The 19,670-nt window shown below is 60.4% G+C and carries 10 protein-coding genes and 1 other RNA gene; 3 read left to right on the top strand and 8 right to left on the bottom strand.

The features are described from left to right. Positions 1-25: 25 nt before the first annotated feature. A non-coding RNA gene (locus ABLV30_RS20690) (RtT sRNA) lies at positions 26-151 on the top strand. A 169-nt stretch (positions 152-320) separates the two neighbouring features. On the opposite strand, the gene narI is transcribed toward ABLV30_RS20690, so the two are convergent. From narI to ABLV30_RS20665, 5 genes are all read right to left on the bottom strand, one after another. Continuing rightward, positions 321-998, bottom strand: a complete 678-nt coding sequence (narI, locus tag ABLV30_RS20685) for a respiratory nitrate reductase subunit gamma (protein WP_014229742.1) — start codon at positions 996-998, stop codon at positions 321-323. Further along, the gene (gene narJ / locus ABLV30_RS20680; RefSeq protein WP_014229743.1) at positions 998-1,708 is read right to left on the bottom strand and encodes a nitrate reductase molybdenum cofactor assembly chaperone; all 711 of its coding nucleotides are present in this window, start codon (positions 1,706-1,708) and stop codon (positions 998-1,000) included. Before narJ ends, narI begins: the two co-directional genes overlap by 1 nt. Then, the gene (gene narH, locus ABLV30_RS20675; RefSeq protein ID WP_014838755.1) at positions 1,705-3,240 is read right to left on the bottom strand and encodes a nitrate reductase subunit beta; all 1,536 of its coding nucleotides are present in this window, start codon (positions 3,238-3,240) and stop codon (positions 1,705-1,707) included. Before narH ends, narJ begins: the two co-directional genes overlap by 4 nt. Continuing rightward, entirely contained in the window at positions 3,237-6,980 is a 3,744-nt protein-coding gene (locus ABLV30_RS20670; protein WP_014229745.1) for a nitrate reductase subunit alpha, read from the bottom strand. Before ABLV30_RS20670 ends, narH begins: the two co-directional genes overlap by 4 nt. 396 nt (positions 6,981-7,376) lie before the next feature. Then, positions 7,377-8,765, bottom strand: a complete 1,389-nt coding sequence (locus ABLV30_RS20665) for a NarK family nitrate/nitrite MFS transporter (protein WP_004851854.1) — start codon at positions 8,763-8,765, stop codon at positions 7,377-7,379. A gap of 311 nt (positions 8,766-9,076) precedes the next feature. Here ABLV30_RS20665 and narX point away from each other — a divergent pair, with 311 nt between their 5' ends. Together narX and narL are read left to right on the top strand one after the other, a co-directional pair. After that, entirely contained in the window at positions 9,077-10,855 is a 1,779-nt protein-coding gene (gene narX / locus ABLV30_RS20660; RefSeq protein WP_014229747.1) for a nitrate/nitrite two-component system sensor histidine kinase NarX, read from the top strand. Between the two features lie 10 nt (positions 10,856-10,865). After that, on the top strand, positions 10,866-11,516 hold the full coding sequence (gene narL, locus ABLV30_RS20655; protein ID WP_004103129.1) for a two-component system response regulator NarL: 651 nt from the start codon (positions 10,866-10,868) through the stop codon (positions 11,514-11,516). Here narL and ABLV30_RS20650 read toward each other — a convergent pair. The 3 genes from ABLV30_RS20650 to nirB all read right to left on the bottom strand — a co-directional run bounded on the left by ABLV30_RS20650 (position 11,513) and on the right by nirB (position 19,665). Beyond that, positions 11,513-12,892: a YchO/YchP family invasin gene (locus ABLV30_RS20650; protein ID WP_265800118.1), complete on the bottom strand. Its 1,380-nt coding sequence runs from the start codon at positions 12,890-12,892 to the stop codon at positions 11,513-11,515. The genes narL and ABLV30_RS20650 overlap by 4 nt on opposite strands. Positions 12,893-12,994: 102 nt before the next feature. After that, the gene (locus tag ABLV30_RS20645) at positions 12,995-15,595 is read right to left on the bottom strand and encodes a nitrate reductase (RefSeq protein WP_187228051.1); all 2,601 of its coding nucleotides are present in this window, start codon (positions 15,593-15,595) and stop codon (positions 12,995-12,997) included. Next, positions 15,595-19,665, bottom strand: a complete 4,071-nt coding sequence (gene nirB / locus ABLV30_RS20640) for a nitrite reductase large subunit NirB (RefSeq protein WP_187228049.1) — start codon at positions 19,663-19,665, stop codon at positions 15,595-15,597. Before nirB ends, ABLV30_RS20645 begins: the two co-directional genes overlap by 1 nt. Positions 19,666-19,670: the final 5 nt, after the last annotated feature.

Raw genomic sequence — 19,670 nt, 5'->3', positions numbered from 1 at the left:
AATTCACACTTCGCTCAGTGCCCCATATCCATCCCATGCGGGAAGGATGAGAAGCTTCGACTAAGGTTCGAGCGGAGCGAGAAAGCGTTGCCGCAGGCAACGACCCGAAGGGCGAGGCGCAACGCGCCGAGTAATCCTTCCCCCACCACCATCACTTCCTTGCAGTACCTCAGCAAAATCAAATTATCAAAACCGTCTTAGTTAGCTCTTTTATTTCTCCAGAACTGATTCTGTATTTCTGCCATATGTGCCCCGCCGGGAGCAGACCGCACAAATGAAAAACCCTGCCGCAGCAGGGTTTAGCTTTACTCGAAATAGAATTAGCGACGGGCGCGAACAATCTGGTATTTGCGCGTCAGGTACTCCACCGGCGCGCTCCAGATATGCACCAGACGGGAGAACGGGAACAGCACAAACAGCGTCATGCCCAGCACCAGGTGCACGCGGAAAATAAACGCCACGCCGTCCAGGTGCGAAGATGCTCCGCCGTGGAAGGTCACCACCGACTGCGCCCAGCCGACCAGCTTCATCATTTCGCTACCGTCCATATGCTGAGCGGAGAACGGAATAGTCAGCAGGCCCAGGGCGCACTGCACCATCAGCAGGGAGAGGATCAGAATATCCGCTCCGGTGGTGGTGGCGCGCACGCGCGGGCTCAGCAGACGACGTTTCAGCAGCAGCAGACCGCCCACCAGCGTCATCACGCCGCAGGCGCCGCCCGCAATCATCGCCATCTTCTGCTTCACGTCGACCGGCAGGAAGGATTCGTACATCCAGTGCGGCGTCAGCATACCGAGAAAGTGACCGGCAAAGATCCCCAGAATCCCGATATGAAACAGGTTCGAAGCCAGATTCATCCCTTTACGGTCCAGCATCTGGCTGGAGGCCGCACGCCAGGTATACTGCCCGTAGTCATAACGCAGCCAGCTTCCCACCAGGAACACCGTACCGGCGATATACGGATAGATGTCAAAGAAGAACATATTCAGGAAGTGCATTATTGCTGTCCTCCGTTAGAGATATTCAAATATTGCGGGGCAACGGCTCCGGCAAAACGACGCTGGTGAGCGGAGATCTCCGACTCGCCGCAGCCCTGATCGGCAAAGAATTTCACCTGTTCTTCTTCCCAGACGGCGTCCAGCGCCTGCGGCGTATCGTCGCGGGCTTCATCGGCGATTTTTTCCGCCACTTTCTGGCTATCGACCTGCGCGTTAGCCAGCTTGAGCAGCAGCTCAAACAGCGCCGCGTAGCCGCTCTCGCGCTGCTGCAGGCGAGCGCTGAGCAGGCCGAGAATCGGCGCGACGTCCTGCAATCCGCCGAGCGCTTCCGCTTCCGGCAGCTGCGCCAGATACTCCAGGTACAGCGGGAGATGATCCGGCAATTCGCGGCTATCCAGCTGCAGACCGTGGCGCTCATACTGCGCCATCAGGTCAACCATTGCCTGGCCGCGATCGCGGGATTCGCCGTGCACGTGCTCAAACAGCAGCAGCGAGGTCGCGCGGCCGCGATCGAACAGTTCGCTATAGCGAGACTGCGCGTCCAGCACATCCTGAGCGGTCAGGTCACGCAGGAAAACGCTCAGCTTATGGGCATCCTCCGGCGCGAGCTTTTCCGAAGCGGCGATAGCGTCAAACAGCTCCTGCTGATGCTGCCATAAGGCAGCGTCAGGGTACTCGAGAAGGCGCGACACAATGACGAGTTCAATCATGGGTGCGGCTCCGTTTTGCTGGTGACGTCGATAGCATCGATACGGCGGCTGTTAAACAGATTGAACTGGCTGTCAGAACCGTGGCAGCCGTCGCCGAAGGTAAAGCCGCAACCGTTTTTCTCCGGGAAGGCGTCGCGGGCCTGCTCGCGGTGGCTGCTCGGCACCACGAAACGGTCTTCGTAGTTAGCGATAGCCAGATAGCGATACATCTCCTGCGCCTGGGCTTCAGTGAGGCCTACCTCTTCCAGCGCCCGGGTATCCAGTACGCCGTCGACGGTTTCCGCGCGTTTGAAGTGGCGCATCGCCAGCATGCGTTTCAGCGCCAGCAGCACCGGCTGGGTATCGCCCGCGGTCAGCAGGTTGGCCAGATACTGAACCGGGATACGCAGGCTTTCCACGTCCGGCAGAATACCGTTGCTGCCCAGTTCCCCCGCGTCGGCGGCCGACTGAATCGGCGACAGAGGCGGCACATACCAGACCATCGGCAGGGTGCGATATTCCGGATGCAGCGGCAGCGCCAGCTTCCAGTCCATCGCCATTTTGTACACCGGCGACTGCTGGGCTGCGTCGATAACGCCCTGCGGCACGCCGTCTTTCAGCGCTTGCTCAATCACTTTCGGGTCGTTCGGGTTGAGGAACACGTCCAGCTGACGCTGATACAGGTCTTTCTCATTCTCCGTGCTGGCGGCATTTTCAATGGCGTCCGCGTCATACAGCAGCACGCCGAGGTAGCGAATACGCCCCACGCAGGTTTCCGAGCAAACGGTCGGCATCCCGGATTCGATACGCGGGTAGCAGAAGATGCACTTCTCCGATTTCCCGCTCTTCCAGTTGAAGTAGATTTTCTTGTACGGACAGCCGGTGATGCACATACGCCAGCCGCGGCACTTGTCCTGGTCGATCAGTACGATGCCGTCTTCTTCACGTTTGTAGATGGCGCCGCTCGGGCAGGTCGCCACGCACGCCGGGTTCAGGCAGTGCTCGCACAGACGCGGTAGATACATCATGAAGGTGTTTTCGAACTGGCCGTACATCGCCTTCTGCATGTTCTCAAAGTTCTGGTCTTTGGCGCGTTTCTCGAACTCGCCGCCCAGAATTTCTTCCCAGTTTGGACCGCTGGTGATTTTATCCATCCGCTGGCCGGTGATCAGCGAGCGCGGGCGGGCGATCGGCTGGTGTTTGCTTTCCGGCGCGTTGTGCAGGTTCTGGTAGTCGTAGTCAAACGGCTCGTAGTAGTCGTCGATGCCCGGCAGATGCGGGTTAGCAAAGATTTTACCGAGCAGCATCGCGCGGTTGCCCATGCGCGGCTGTAGCTTGCCGTTGATCTTACGGATCCAGCCGCCCTTCCACTTCTCCTGATTCTCCCAGTCGTTCGGGAAACCGACGCCCGGTTTACTTTCAACGTTGTTGAACCACGCGTACTCCATACCCTCGCGGCTGGTCCAGACGTTTTTACAGGTGACCGAGCAGGTATGACAGCCGATGCACTTATCGAGATTCAGCACCATGCCGACTTGTGAACGAATTTTCATTTTACGCTCTCCTGTACCTGGTCATTACCTTCGCCATCTAACCAGTTAATATTCTTCATCTTACGTACCACCACGAACTCATCGCGGTTAGACCCTACCGTGCCGTAGTAGTTAAAGCCGTAGGCCAGCTGGGCATAGCCGCCGATCATATGGGTCGGCTTCGGCGTAATACGGGTCACGGAGTTGTGGATCCCGCCGCGCTGCTCGGTGATCTCGGAACCCGGCAGGTTTACGATACGCTCCTGGGCGTGGTACATCATGGTCATCCCGGCCGGCACGCGCTGGCTGACCACCGCGCGGGCGGTCAGCGCGCCGTTGCTGTTGAACACCTCGATCCAGTCGTTATCCTCAATCCCCAGATCTTTGGCGTCCGCTTCGCTCATCCACACAATCGGCCCGCCGCGCGACAGCGTCAGCATCAGCAGGTTGTCGCTGTAGGTGGAGTGAATACCCCACTTCTGGTGCGGCGTCAGGAAGTTCAACGCCTTCTCCGGGTTGCCGTTGGATTTCGCCCCCATCACCGTTTTCACCGAACGGGTATCAATTGGCGGACGATAGACCAGCAGGCTTTCGCCGAAATCACGCATCCACTGGTGATCCTGATACAGCTGCTGGCGGCCGGAAAGCGTACGCCACGGGATCAGTTCGTGAACGTTGGTGTAGCCGGCGTTATAGGAAACGTGCTCATCTTCGAGTCCGGACCAGGTCGGGCTGGAGATAATTTTGCGCGGCTGGGCCTGAATATCGCGGAAGCGGATTTTTTCCTCTTCTTTATTCGTCGCCAGATGCGTATGGTCGCGACCGGTAAATTCGCTGAGCGCCGCCCAGGCTTTCACCGCCACGTGGCCGTTGGTCTCCGGCGCCAGGGTCAGGATCATCTCTGCCGCATCAATTGCGGTGTTAAGCATCGGCTGGCCTTTCGCCGGGCCGTCCGCTTTGGTGTAGTTGAGCTTGCGCAGCAAATCCATTTCGCTCTGGGTATTCCAGGCGATGCCTTTCCCGCCGTTGCCGATTTTCTCCATCAGCGGGCCGATAGAAGTGAAGCGTTCGTATGTCGCCGGATAATCGCGCTCGACGGTCAGAATATGCGGCGCGGTTTTCCCAGGAATCAGGTCACATTCGCCTTTTTTCCAGTCCTTAACGTCCAGCGGCTGCGCCAGTTCGGCGGCGGAGTCGTGCTGGATAGGCAGCGTCACCACGTCGGTCTCTTTGCCGAGGTGCCCCACGCAGACTTCAGAGAATTTCTTCGCGATATCTTTGTAGATATCCCAGTCGCTTTTCGATTCCCAGGCCGGGTCGACGGCGGCTGATAGCGGATGAATAAACGGATGCATATCCGAGGTATTCATGTCGTCTTTTTCATACCAGGTGGCGGTCGGCAGCACGATGTCGGAATAGAGGCAGGTGCTCGACAGACGGAAATCGAGTGTCACCACCAGATCCAGCTTGCCGTCGAGACCGTTGTCTTTCCACTCCACTTCTTCCGGCTTCACGCCGCCCTGCTTACCGAGATCTTTGCCCTGAATACCGTTTTCCGTACCCAGCAGGTACTTCAGCATGTACTCGTGGCCCTTACCGGAAGAGCCCAGCAGGTTAGAACGCCAGATAAACAGGTTGCGCGGATGGTTTTTACCGTTTTCCGGCTGCTCTGCGGCAAAGCGAATGGAACCCTCTTTCAGGGATTTGACGGTGTAATCGACCGGCGTCATGCCCGCTTTCTTCGCCTCTTCCGCGATGCGCAGCGGGTTGGTGCCCAGCTGCGGCGCCGACGGCAGCCAGCCCATACGTTCAGCGCGCACGTTGAAGTCAATCAGGTGGCCGCTGTAGCGGGATTTATCCGCTAACGGCGACAGCAGTTCCTGTGCGGTCACGGTTTCGTAGCGCCACTGGCTGGAGTGGTTATAGAAGTACGACGTGCTGTTCATATGACGCGCCGGACGCTGCCAGTCGAGAGCAAACGCCAGCGGCTGCCATCCGGTCTGCGGACGCAATTTTTCCTGGCCGACATAGTGCGCCCAGCCGCCGCCGCTCTGACCGACGCAGCCGCAGAAGATCAGCATATTGATAAGACCGCGATAGTTCATATCGAGGTGGAACCAGTGGTTCAGACCGGCGCCGACGATAATCATCGAACGGCCGTGGGTCTTATCGGCGTTATCGGCAAACTCCCGCGCGGTACGGATAATGTGCGCCCGGGAAACGCCGGTGATTTTCTCCGCCCACGCTGGGGTATACGCTTTGACGTCATCGTAGCTGCTGGCGCAGTTTTCATCGCCAAGACCGCGATCCAGACCGTAGTTCGCCATGGTCAGGTCGTAGACGGTGGTGACCAGCACGCTAGAGCCATCGGCCTTCTGCAGGCGTTTGACCGGCAGTTTGTGCAGCAGCACGTTTTCCAGCTCGACTTTATTAAAGTGCTCGGTGCCTTCGCCGCCAAAATACGGGAAGCCGACGTTGGCGATATCGTCGTGGCCGCCCAGCAGGCTCAGGCGCAGCTCAACGTCTTCGCCGGTTTTGCCGTCGCGCTGTTCCAGGTTCCACTTGCCTTTGTCGCCCCAGCGGAAGCCGATAGAGCCGTTCGGTACGGTGATTTCGCCCTTCTCATCAAAAGCGACGGTTTTCCATTCCGGGTTCGTTTCCTGACCTAATGCATCCACCAGGTCAGCCGCGCGCAGCATGCGGCCCGCCGCGTAATAGCCGTCGCGCTCTTCAAGCATCACCAGCATCGGCATGTCGGTGTAGCGGCGCACGTAATCGGTGAAATACTGGCTCGGTTTGTCGAGATGGAACTCGCGCAGCATGACGTGGCCCATCGCCAGCGCCATCGCCGCATCGGTACCCTGCTTCGGCGCCAGCCACAGATCGCAGAGCTTGGCGATTTCGGCGTAGTCAGGGGTGATGGCAACGGTTTTGGTACCTTTGTAGCGCACTTCGGTAAAGAAGTGGGCATCCGGGGTACGGGTCTGCGGAACGTTGGAACCCCAGGCGATAATATAGCTGGAGTTATACCAGTCGGCGGATTCCGGCACGTCGGTCTGCTCGCCCCAGGTCTGCGGTGACGCAGGCGGCAGGTCGCAGTACCAGTCGTAGAAGCTCAGGCAGGTGCCGCCGATCAGCGACAGATAGCGCGCGCCGGAGGCATAGGAGACCATTGACATCGCCGGAATAGGCGAGAAGCCGGCCACGCGGTCCGGGCCGTAGGTTTTGACGGTGTAGACGTTAGAGGCGGCAATCAGCTCGTTCACTTCCTGCCAGGACGAACGCACGAAACCGCCGCGGCCGCGCGCCTGCTTAAAGCTTTTCGCTTTGTCGGCGTCTTCAATAATAGAGGCCCAGGCATCCACCGGATCGCTGTGCTGAACTTTCGCTTCACGCCACATTTTCATCAGGCGTTTGCGCATCAGCGGATACTTCAGGCGGTTGGCGCTGTAAAGATACCAGGAGTAGCTGGCACCGCGCGGGCAGCCGCGCGGCTCGTGGTTTGGCATATCCGGACGGGTGCGCGGATAGTCTGTCTGCTGGGTTTCCCAGGTAACCAGGCCATTTTTGACATAAATCTTCCAGCTGCACGAACCGGTGCAGTTGACACCGTGGGTGGAGCGCACAACTTTATCGTGCTGCCAACGTTGACGGTATCCATCCTCCCAGTCCCGGTTGGTTTTTAGAAGCTGGCCGTGCCCATCGGCAAAGGTTTCACCCTTCTGTTTGAAGTAGCGAAACCGGTCCAGGAATTTACTCATCGGGTCTCTCCTGTGTGGAGCCTGACGGCTCTCTGATAAATCGACATTGCTGGATTTGCAGCGAAGGTAACGCTATGAAAGAGGGAGAGAATTGATAACGATCAAGACGATATGGCTTATAAAAACGGGTTAACACAGTAATTACCACCAAAGTAGTATTTATTTCTATTTTTTATTTTATTGATTAACAAAGATATTTTTCATAAAAGCCTGCAGAAAATAAGGATTAGCGATCCGCCATGGTATTAAGGGGTAGATACCCCTGAAGTCATTTTTTCTGTGACTTCAGGGGGCTTTTAAAATTACCCTATACCATTAGTATGTTGTAACTAAAAAATAAACGCTAAAAAGGGCGCAAATACCGTTGCGCCCTTTGCAGAAACTCAGAAAGAAATATTATTTCTGCTTGCGTCCGTAGACTGCCCAGGTAATCACCACGCAGGCGATATAGAACACCAGGAAGACCTTCATAGCGCCGGCCGGTGAGCCGGTTAAATCCAGCGAAATACCAAACGCTTTTGGAATAAAGAAGCCGCCAATCGCGCCAATCGCCGAAATAAAGCCCAGCGCCGCCGCCGTATCGGTCGCCGCTTCACGCATGGCCTGCGCTTCGCTGCCGCCCTGCGCCTTAACGCGATCCATGGTCATTTTGCGGAAGATAACCGAGATCATCTGGAAGGTAGACGCGCTGCCCAGACCGGCGGTCAGGAACAGCACCATAAATACCGCGAAGAAGGCAATAAAGTTGCCGCCCTCGCCGTGGGTCGGCAGCGTCAGGAACAGCAGGCCGCAGAAGATAGCCATAACCACGAAGTTCACCAGCGTCACGCGAGTCCCGCCGAGGCGGTCGGAGATCGCCCCGCCGGTCGAGCGCGCCAGGGCGCCGATAAACGGCCCGAAGAACGCGTAATGCAGAATCTGCACATCCGGAAACTGGGTCTTCGACAGCATGGCGAAGCCCGCCGAGAAGCCGATAAACGAGCCGAAGGTGGCAAGATAGAGCAGCGCCATAATCCACAGATGGGCGCGCTTCAGTACCGGTAGCTGCTCGCTCAGCGACGCCTTCGACGCCGACAGATCGTTCATAAAGAACCACGCCGCCAGGGTGAAGATAATCAGGAACGGCACCCAGATCCACGCCGCGTTTTCCAGATACAGCATGGAGCCGTCCGGCTGCTCGCTGCCGGTACCACCAAAGACGGCGAAGATCGACAGCGAAATCACCAGAGGGGCAACCAGCTGCATTACGCTGACGCCCATGTTCCCGAGGCCGCCGTTGATGCCCAGCGCGCCGCCCTGCTTCTGTTTCGGAAAGAAGAAGCTGATGTTAGCCATACTGGAAGCAAAGTTCGCCCCCGCAAAACCGCAGAGCAGAGAAATAATCACGAAAACGCTGAAGGGCGTAGAGGTATCCTGTACCGCGAAGCCTAACCAGACGCAGGGCACGATCATGATCCCGGTACTGAACGCGGTCCAGCGACGTCCGCCGAACAGCGGCACCATAAACGCGTAAGGCACGCGCAGCAGCGCGCCGGAGAGCGCCGGGAGCGCGGTCAGCATAAACAACTGGTCGGTGGTAAACTGAAAGCCGACTTTATTCAGGTTGACGGCAACGGCGCTGAACAACATCCAGACGCAGAATGCCAGCAAAAGACACGGGACGGAGATCCACAGATTGCGGCTGGCGACGCGATGACCGCGCTGCTGCCAGAATTCAGGATCTTCGGGACGCCAGTCGCTAATGACTGAACTGTTAGTCTTCTCCGGGATTGAAGAGTGACTCATAGACACCTCTAATAATTCATATTAACCCTGGCTACCTTATGGGTTACAGACGGCGGTAAGTTGATATAAATCAAAGGAAAAGTTGGCGCTAATTTGGCTAAAAAAAACGCATCACCCGAAGTGAGTAGCTATTTCTGCGTAAAAAAGTGTGGTTTTTCACGCCAGTGCTGGCATTGTCCGAACGTCTGCCACCAGCCCATCACACCCTGACAATTAAGGGGTAATCCTTTAGGGGTATGGGTATACTCCAGGGGATGTCCGAGAATAAGCGCCACTCCCGGATGATTTGCCGGTCAGGAGCCTCATACCCCATGTTGAAACGTCTTTTTACGCCGCTAACGCTTGTTAATCAACTCGCGTTAATCGTTCTGTTAGCCACGGTCATCGGCGTCGCCGGAATGGCGATCTCTTCTCGCCTGGTGCACGGCGTTCAGGGCAGCGCGCATGCGATTAACAAAGCCGGCTCGCTGCGCATGCAGAGCTACCGCCTGCTGGCGGCAGTACCGCTGGGCGAAAGCGATCAAAAGCTGCTTGATGAAATGACGGCCACCGTTTTTAGCCCGGAACTGCAGTACGCCGCTCGCCATGACGATCAGCAGCGCCAGCTTCAGGCGTTACAGCACTACTGGCAGCTGGAGCTGGCGCCGGGGATGCGCAGGGCGCAAAATCAGGCCTCGGTCGCGACGGATGTCGCCGGCTTTGTCGATCGCATCGACCAACTGGTGACCGCTTTCGATCACACCACCGAGGAGCGGATTAAACACGTGGTCTGGATCCAGCGCATCATGGCCGTGGGGATGGCGCTGCTGCTGGTGTTTACCATCGTCTGGCTGCGCGCCCGTCTGCTACGCCCGTGGAAACAGCTGCTCGGCATGGCCCGAGCGGTGAGCCGACGCGATTTTACCCAGCGCGCGCAGATTAGCGGGCGCAACGAGATGGCGACGCTCGGTATGGCGCTGAACAATATGTCTGAAGAGCTGGCGGAGAGCTATTCGGTGCTTGAACGCCGGGTGCAGGAAAAAACCGCCGGTCTGGAGCAGAAAAACGAGATCCTCGCCTTCCTGTGGCAGGCCAACCGCCGACTGCACTCGAACGCGCCGCTCTGCGAGCGCATTTCGCCCGTTCTTAACGGGTTACAGGGGCTAACCCTGCTGCGCGATATTGAAGTTCGCGTTTACGATATGGAAGATGAAGACAACCATCAGGAGTTTTCCTGCCACTCCGATATTCAGTGCGACGACAGAGGCTGCTATCTGTGTCCGCGCGATCTGCCGCCGCTGCCGGATACCGGCACCACCTTAAAATGGCGGCTGTCGGATGCCCATAATCAGTACGGTATTTTGCTGGCCACCCTGCCCGCCGGGCGGCATCTGAGCCACGATCAGCAGCAGCTGGTGGATACGCTGGTTGAACAACTCACCGGCACCCTCGCCCTCGATCGCCATCAGGAGCGCCAGCAGCAGCTTATCGTGATGGAGGAGCGCGCCACTATCGCCCGCGAGCTCCACGACTCCATCGCCCAGTCGCTCTCCTGTATGAAAATGCAGGTTAGCTGCCTGCAGATGCAGGGCGACGATCTGCCGGAAGCGAGCCGCCAGCTGCTGGGGCAAATCCGTAATGAACTCAATACCTCCTGGGCCCAGCTGCGCGAACTGCTGACGACCTTCCGGCTACAGCTCACCGAACCGGGGCTGCGCCCGGCGCTGGAGGCCAGCTGCCGGGAATACAGCGCCCACTTCGGTTTCACGGTACGCCTGGATTATCAGCTGCCGCCGCGTTTTGTTCCATCGCATCAGGCCATTCATCTGCTGCAAATCGCCCGGGAAGCGCTCAGCAACGCGCTGAAGCACGCCAATGCCACCGATGTCAGCGTTACCGTGGCGTTGCGGGACAATCAGGTCCGGCTGACGGTGGCCGATAACGGTCGCGGCGTGCCGGATCACGCGGAGCGCAGCAACCACTACGGCCTGATTATCATGCGCGATCGCGCGCAGAGCCTGCGCGGGGACTGTCAGGTTCGGCGTCGGGAAACCGGCGGTACCGAAGTGGTGGTCACTTTTATCCCTGAAAAATCGTTTTCAATCCAATAAGGAGAACTTCATGAGTCAACAGGAACGGGCAACCATCCTTCTCATCGACGATCACCCGATGCTGCGCACCGGCGTCAAACAGCTGATCAGCATGGCCCCGGACATCCAGGTTATCGGCGAAGCCAGCAACGGCGAGCAAGGGATTGCGATGGCGGAATCATTAGATCCCGATTTGATTCTGCTGGATCTCAATATGCCGGGCATGAACGGTCTGGAAACCCTCGACAAGCTGCGCGAAAAGTCGCTTTCCGGCCGCGTGGTGGTATTTAGCGTCTCCAATCATGAAGAAGACGTGGTGACCGCCCTGAAACGCGGCGCCGACGGCTATCTGCTGAAGGATATGGAGCCGGAAGATCTGCTGAAGGCGCTGCAGCAGGCTGCGGCAGGCGAAATGGTGCTCAGCGAAGCGTTAACCCCGGTGCTGGCTGCCAGCCTGCGCGCTAATCGCGCCACCTCGGACCGCGACATCAGCCAGCTGACCCCGCGCGAGCGCGATATTCTCAAGCTGATTGCCCAGGGCCTGCCGAACAAAATGATCGCCCGCCGTCTGGACATCACCGAAAGTACCGTCAAAGTCCACGTCAAGCATATGCTCAAGAAAATGAAGCTGAAATCGCGCGTGGAAGCGGCGGTTTGGGTCCATCAGGAGCGCGTATTTTAGGGCAGATGCTGCCACGACACGCCCTCGGCCGGTACCCGTACCAACGGCTCAGTCAGCGCCAGTGCGATCTCATTGGATGAGACGCGCTGACCCGTTTTATCCTCCACCACCAGCGAAAGATGCCAGCGGTTGCTCGCCCCGGCTTCGCTGCTCCAGCGCGGCATAATCACGGTCCAGCCGTCCGTACTGTTCGCCTCAATTGGCGAAGTCAGGCTTAGCGCCTGGGTATCCCCCTGCCAGCTCAGCGACTTAATGCCGTGCAGGCTGCGAATCTGCAGTTTCAGCTGCACCGTTTCCCCGGGCTGAAGATCCCAGGGCGGCGTCGCCAGATAAACCGACAGCGTTTTACGCTGGCGATATTCAACGACCGGCAGGTTATCCCGTTCCGGGCTGTCGTAGCGGCTGCCGCGAAGCGATCGGCTAACGGCGACTTCATCGGCCGCCAGCTGCTGCTTCAGCGGGACGCCGAAGCGATAGTTCAGCTTCAGCCCGACATCATTTTGGCTGACGCCGCTCTCGCCCTGCTTATGCTTCGCCGTGACCGTCACCAGCGGAACGGGAGTGTAATTCAGCCCCACCGACACCGCGACCGGGTTATGGTAGCCGGTACCCGAATGGAACAGATCGACGCTATCGCCAAAATACTGCTCCACGCTGACGCTGGTATTAATGTGCTGATAAAACGGCAGCCGCGCCTGGGCGGTCACATCGTAGCCGCTCGCCATACGCTGCTGCTGGGTCAGGCTACTCCCCTGCTGCCAGCCGCCGAGCGGCTGGTAGTAGTTCGCCGACAGGCGCAGCGACTCGCCCCAGGCTTCGGCCCCGACGCTGCCGCGCGCCATCCGATCGTCCAGGGCTTTATCGTAGAAAGAGTTGTAGCCCAGCAGCCAGGAGCCCATCCGCCAGCGCTGGCCGAGACCAATATTGCCGACCAGACCCGTATCCCGCTGGGTGACCGAGTACTGATTCCAGGTAAGGTAGTCGCCGTTATCCTGCAGAGGGACAAACCAGCTCCCTTTGCTGCCGGTAAAATTGCCCTCTTTATCCACCAGCAGATCGACGTTGGCGTTGCCCCACGGCGAAAGCCAGTTCTCCAGCTGGTGGCTGACCTCGTTCCCCAGTTTACCGATGGCAAATACTCGCGCCTGTTCGCTGGTTGTCAGCCCGTTATCGCTCATACTGGCTTCGCCAAATTTCTTCGCCATCTCGGCAAAGTGCTTTGCGTCGTCGTCGACCTGCGGCGCCAGGCCGAGGTCGGGTAAGCTCTCAGGCGCGCCGGAGAACGCCTGATTATCCTGCAGCGCGCGGGCGGGCGCGCCTGCCAGCAGCAGAAGAAGCGGTAAATACTGGATTATGCGGAACGACAAGGAGCTCAAATCGGTTACGTCTACTCACGAAGTGGTGGCGGCAAAACCTAAGTTTATCGTTTTTTGCCCACCCTCGCAGCCTCTGGCGCGATTCCAGGAATATGCTGAATCTCAGGCCTGAACCCGCTTCGCCGCCAGCAGCGCCTTAAGCTCCGGGAGACAGGAACCGCAGCTGGTGCCGCATTTGAGCTTCGCCCCCAGCGCGGCAGGCGTACGGCAGCCGCTGGCAATCGCTTCGCCTATCGCCCGTTCGCCCACGCTAAAGCAGCTGCAGATAATGCGCCCGCGCGGCATCTCATCGCCGCCTTTTCTGCCGCTTAATAGTGCATGGCGCCGGGCGGCGTTCTGCGGCGGAGTGCGAAACGCGGCGTGAATCCACTCGGCATCAATAGCCGGCTCGCTGGCGTCGCTCCACCAGCCGAGCATCAGCTCTCCCCCCTGCCACGCCAGCAGGTTCCAGACGTTGCCGCCTTCGGCTACCTGCATCTGCCATCCCTGCCGCTGACACCAGCCCACAAGCCAGTCGCGGGAGCGGGTATCCCCCGCCAGCGAAAGATGGATAACGCCCTGCGCCGCCCGCCGCCGCCAGTGCAGCGAGGCGGGGAGCGGAACCGGCTGGCGAGCAAAAAGCTCGCCTTTCCACGCCGGCAGCCAGGCGGCTATCGCTACCGCCGCCTGTTTACTTTCCGGCTGCCCGGAGTGCGGGTCGGTGACCGCCCTCAGCAGGTTATTCACCCGTCCCTGGCGAGCATACTGATCATTCCAGTGCATCGGCACAAACAGCGATCCGGGACGCTGGCCAGCGCTGATTGTCACTTTTGCTACCATCACCCCATTCGGTGAGCGGACCCGCGCCAGTTCACCTTCCAGCAGCTGATAGCGCGTCGCGTCCGCTGGCGCGACTTCCACCACCGGTTCGCTAATATGCTGCATCAGACGCGGCACCGCGCCGGTGCGGGTCATGGTGTGCCACTGATCGCGGATCCGCCCGCTGTTGAGGATCAGCGGATAGAACGCATCGGTGACCGCCCGAGTGGGCTGTGGGGTCACCGGGACCATGCGCAGTTTGCCGCTGCGGTGCCACCCCTTGAGCAAACCCCAGCTTGCATGACTGCGGCTCACCGGCCAGCGCACCGGCTCCAGCGCATCCCACGCTTCGCGGCTGAGATCCGCCAGTCCGCCGATGTCAAACGCCCGCTGGCCATCGTTTTCATATCCTGAAAGCGCGGCGTGTTCGCTGAACACCTCATGCGGATGCTGCCAGGCAAAGGCGGAGCCGAAGCCCAGCGCCTGGGCCACGCGGGCGACGATCCACCAGTCAGCTCTGGCCTCCCCCGGCGGCGGCATGAAAGCGCGCTGGCGCGAGATCCGCCGTTCGGAGTTGGTTACCGTGCCGCTCTTCTCTCCCCACGCCAGCGCGGGAAAGCGGATATGGGCAAAGCGTCCGGTATCGGTAGCGGCGGCGACGTCGGAAACGATGACCAGCGGACAGGCCGCCAGCGCTTCGCTTACCGCATGGCTGTCCGGCAGCGACACCACCGGATTGGTGCCCATAATCCACACCGCTTTCACCTCGCCGCGGCCAATGGCGGCGAACAGATCCACCGCCGTCAGCCCCGGCGTTTGCGCCAGACGTTCGGTCCCCCAGAAGCGCGCCAGACGCCGTAAATCATCGGTTTCAAAATTCATATGCGCCGCCAGCATGGTCGCCAGCCCGCCCACCTCGCGCCCGCCCATGGCGTTAGGTTGTCCGGTCAGCGAAAAAGGCCCGCAGCCCGGGCGGCCAAATTTCCCGCTCGCCAGGTGAACGTTGATGATAGCGTTGCATTTATCGCTGCCGCTGGCGGATTGATTAATCCCCATGGTATAGAGCGTGATGGCGCGCGGAGCGGCGATAAACTCGCTGTAGAAATCGGCGACCTGCTGTCGCGGCAGGCCGCAGAACTGCGCTACTTTGTCGAGGTCCCAGTTCCGGGCGATAGCCAGCGCCTGCGGCGCATCGCTGAAATCACCGCTGATGGCGCCGCTGGCGGCAATGGCGTTCAGCAGGCCGACAAACAGCCCGCCGTCGCTGCCGGGAGCCAGCGCCAGATGCCGGTCCGCGATATCGCAGGTGGCGGTCCGACGCGGATCAATGACCACCACCCGCATCTGCGGATTGTCGCGCTTCGCCTGCGCCAGCCGCTGATAGAGTACCGGATGCGCCCAAGCGGCGTTCGACCCGACCAGCACCACCAGATCGCTGTTTTCCACGTCCTCATAGCTGCACGGCACCACATCAGCGCCCAGTGCCCGTTTGTAGCCGGTAACCGCTGAAGACATGCACAGCCGCGAATTGGTATCGATATTTGCCGCGCCGATAAACCCCTTCATCAGCTTATTCGCCGCGTAGTAGTCTTCGGTCAGCAGCTGGCCGGAGGCATAAAACGCCACCGCCTGCGGCCCGTGACGGTCGATGACCTCCCGCAGGCGCGAACCCGCCGCCGCCAGCGCCTGGGTCCAGGTTGCGCGCTCGCCGTCGACTTCCGGGAAGAGCAATCTTCCCGCCAGGCCGACGGTTTCGCCCAGCGCCGCCCCCTTCACGCACAGGCGGCCAACGTTTGCCGGGTGCTGCTCATCCCCGCGTACGGTAACCTGGCCATCGGCATTCAGGCTGGCGATAACGCCGCAGCCGACTCCGCAATAGGGACACGTGGTCCTGGTTTCCGTCATCAGGAGGCCTCCGCGCGCGCCAGCAGCTGCTGGTTGCCAACCCACACTTTACCGTTCTCCACTTTGACCGGCCAGGCGCGTACCGCCAGTTCGCCGCCGTCGCACTGGCGACCATCGCGCAGGCGGATACGCTGCTTATACAGAGGCGAAATCACGATCGGTTCGCCGCCCGCATCGCCAAGCAGGCCGCGCGACAAAACGTTGGCCTCGCTGCCCGGTTCAAGGTTATCGAGGGCATACACCTGGTCGCCGAAGCGGAACAGCGCAATCTGCCGCTCGCCGAGCCGCGCGCCAATCCCCGCCTGCTGAGGAATGGCGTCGAGATCGCAAATGGCCTGCCACGGGCGGGACGGCAGCGCCGGTTCGGCCTGCGCCGCGAACGGGGCCAGCTGCGGCTGGCCGCGCAGGGTTTGCCGCTGTACGCTTTCGTCCGGCTCATCGCTGTTCACGTAGGAGCGGAACAGCGCCAGCCGCTGCGGATCGTTAAGGGTGGTTTGCCATTCGCACTGGTAGCTCTCGACCACCCGCGCCATCTCCTGCTCCAGCTCTTCGCCGATGCCGAGGCTGTCTTCGAGGATCACGTCGCGCAGATAGTCGACCCCGCCCTCAAGGTTATCCATCCAGGTACTGGTGCGCTGCAGGCGATCCGCGGTACGAATGTAGAACATCAGCAGCCGATCAATACTGCGAATAAGGGTGGCCTCATCAAGATCGCTGGCGAACAGGTCGGCATGGCGCGGCTTCATGCCGCCGTTGCCGCAAACGTACAGGTTCCAGCCCTTCTCCGTGGCGATAACCCCAATATCTTTCCCCTGGGCCTCCGCGCATTCGCGGGTACAGCCGGAGACGGCCATTTTAATTTTGTGCGGCGCGCGCAGCCCCTTGTAGCGATGTTCGAGGGTGACCGCCAGGCCGGTGGAATCCTGGACGCCGTAGCGGCACCAGGTCGAACCGACGCAGGATTTCACCGTCCTCAGGGATTTGCCGTAGGCGTGGCCGGTTTCAAATCCCGCCTCTGCCAGCTCGCGCCAGATTGCCGGGAGCTGCTCCAGGCGCGCGCCGAACAGGTCGATACGCTGGCCGCCGGTCACCTTACTGTATAGCTGATAGCGTTTGGCGATCTGGCCGATCGCAATCAGCCCGTCCGGCGTCACCTCTCCCGCCGCCATGCGCGGCACCACCGAATAGGTACCGTCTTTCTGAATATTGGCGAAGTAGCGATCGTTGGTGTCCTGAAGCGGCAGATGCGCCGGCTTCAGCAGATATTCATTCCAGCAGGAGGCCAGCACCGAGGCCACCAGAGGTTTACAGACTTCACAGCCGTGGCCGTGTCCATAGCGGGCAATCAGCTGTTCGAAGGTGCGGATATGGTTGACGCGTACCAGGTGATAGATCTCCTGCCGCGACCACGGAAAGTGCTCGCAGATATCCTTTTTAACTTCGACGCCCTGCTCGGCAAGCTGGTACTCCATCACCTGTTTCACCAGCGCGCTACAGCCGCCGCAGCCGGTTGCCGCTTTAGTGCAGCTTTTTATCGCCGCCATATCGCCCGCGCCGCCGCTCACCGCCTGGCAGATATCGCCTTTGCTGACGTTGTGACAGGAGCAAATCTGCGCGCTGTCCGGCAGCGCCGCTACCCCGAGCGCTTTTGGCGCGCTGCCCTCCCGCGCCGGAAGGATCAGGCTTTCCGGGTGTTTGGGTAAAGCCATCCCGTTAAGCATCATCTGTAGCAGCGTGGCATAGTCGCTGGCATCCCCGACCAGCACCCCGCCGAGCAGTTTTTTGCCCTCCGCGCTGACCACGATTTTTTTGTAGATCTGCTGCGGCCCATCAGTCCACTGATAGCTCTGACAGCCCGGCGTGCGCCCCTGGGCGTCGCCGAACGAGGCGACATCGACGCCCAGCAGCTTCAGCTTAGTGCTCATATCCGCGCCGCTAAAGCAGCCCGCCTCGCCCGCCAGGGTGGCCGCCGCGGCGCGCGCCATCTGATAGCCGGGCGCCACCAGACCATAAATTTTGTTTTCCCACAGGGCGCATTCGCCGATCGCCAGTACGTCCGGGTCGGAGGTACGGCACTGGTTGTCGATGCATATGCCGCCGCGTTCGCCTACGTTCAGTCCGCCGCGGCGCGCCAGCGCGTCCTGCGGACGAATACCGGCGGAGAACACCAGCATATCGGTCGCCAGCGAGGTGCCGTCAGCGAAGTTCAGCTGCAGCCCCTGCTCATTGCGAACAATTTCCGTCGTCGCCTTGCTGGTATGCACCCCGACGCCCAGTTGGCTGATTTTTTCCCGCAGCATCGCAGCGCCGCCGTTGTCCAGCTGCACCGCCATCAGGTTCGGCGCAAACTCGACAACGTGAGTTTCCAGCCCCAGCTGCTTCAGCGCGTTGGCCGCTTCCAGCCCGAGCAGGCCGCCGCCGATCACCACACCCCGTCGGGCGGTTGCGGCGCGGGCGGCAATCTGGTCGAGGTCGTCTAGCGTACGATAAACAAAACAGCCCTCGAGATTATGACCCGGCACCGGCGGAACAAACGGGTAAGACCCCGTCGCCAGCACCAGCTTATCCCAGTGGGTTTCGTGGCCGAAGGCATCGCGCACCACCCGCGCTTCGCGGTCGATGCTGGCGACCGATTCGCTCAGGCGCAGCTCAATACCGTGCTGAGCGAAAAAATCGCCCTCAACCAGCGACAGCGATTCCGCGCTGCGTCCGGCGAAATATTCAGTCAGATGAACCCGGTCGTAAGCGGCATAGCGCTCCTCGCAGAACACCACAATCCGATACTGTTGATGAAGGTGACGGTCGACGCATTGCTCAAGAAAATGGTGGCCGACCATACCGTGTCCGACCAGCACTAATACAGGTTTTGTCATCGTAGTTTGTCCCGCAGCGCGCGGCTGCATCGTTGAAGAGGGATCGAAGAGCCACTCTGCCGGCGCCGGCGCATGCGCCCCCAGCAGAGCGGTGAGGGGCGCGGCGCTGCTGCAATCGCCCAGCAGCAGTACGCCGCGCAGCTTGCCGTCGCGCAGCAGCAGGCGACGGTAGTGGCGGTCCAGCGGATCCCAGCTGGTATATACGTCATCCTGTTCGGCGGCCCGCAGCTCGCCGGCGCTGAAGAGCTCAATGCCGGTGACCTTCAGGCGAGTGCCGCTGTCCTGCCAGCTGAAATCCTCGCCAGGGGTCGCGCACAGGCGGTCCGCCAGCACCTCCGCCTGGCGCAGACACGGCGCCACCAGCCCCCAGGTCTGACCGTCGATTTCACAGCACTCGCCGATGGCGCTGACGCCCGGCTGCGCGGTTGCCAGCTGGCGGTCAACGAGGATGCCGCGGGCGCAGGCCAGCCCGCTGCGCTCGGCCAGCCGTTTGTTCGGCTGCACGCCGGTCGCCACCACCACCCGCGAGGCGGCAAACGCGCGCCCGTCCTCCAGCCGCACCTGATGTTCATCAATGGCGGCGATACGGCTCTCCATCACGCAGCGAATCCCGCGCTCGGCAAGCAGCATTTGCAGCTGCTCGCTGGCAAAAGCATCGATTTGCTGCTCCATCAGCCCGCTTCCGCGATGGAGTAAAGTGACACTGTCACCATGACACCGCAGCGCCGCGGCGGCCTCTACGCCGAGTACGCCGCCGCCAATGACCACCGCCGGGCCGTCGATGGCCAGGATGCCCTCAACGTCCGCCAGGGTGCGGAAAGCAAAAACGTGCGGCTGGGTGATGCCCGGCAGCGGCGGCAGAAACGGCAGTGAGCCGGTGGCGAACACCAGCTCATCCCAGCCCAGTTCGCCTGCGGTGGTTTGCAGCGTACGGGCCGCAATATCCACCGCCGTAACCGTTTCACCGGCGCGTACCGTCACGTTATGCCGCGGATACCATGACGCGGGCAGCAGCAGCGTCTCGCTTGCCGCTTTTTCGGCGCCAAGCACCGGCGACAGCTGAATGCGGTTATAGGCCTGGCACGGCTCATCGCCGATGAGGGTGATGCTAAACCGCTGCGCATCGCGCTCCACCAGCGCCTGCGCCAGGCGCGTGGCCGCCATACCGTTGCCAATAATCACCAGTTGCCGCCTCATCGCCG

The organism is Klebsiella sp. CN_Kp113, from assembly GCF_040064585.1.
GTDB classification, from domain to species: domain Bacteria; phylum Pseudomonadota; class Gammaproteobacteria; order Enterobacterales; family Enterobacteriaceae; genus Klebsiella; species Klebsiella michiganensis.
Note: the sequence above shows the minus strand (reverse complement) of the source record. Positions and strands in the feature narration are given on the sequence as shown.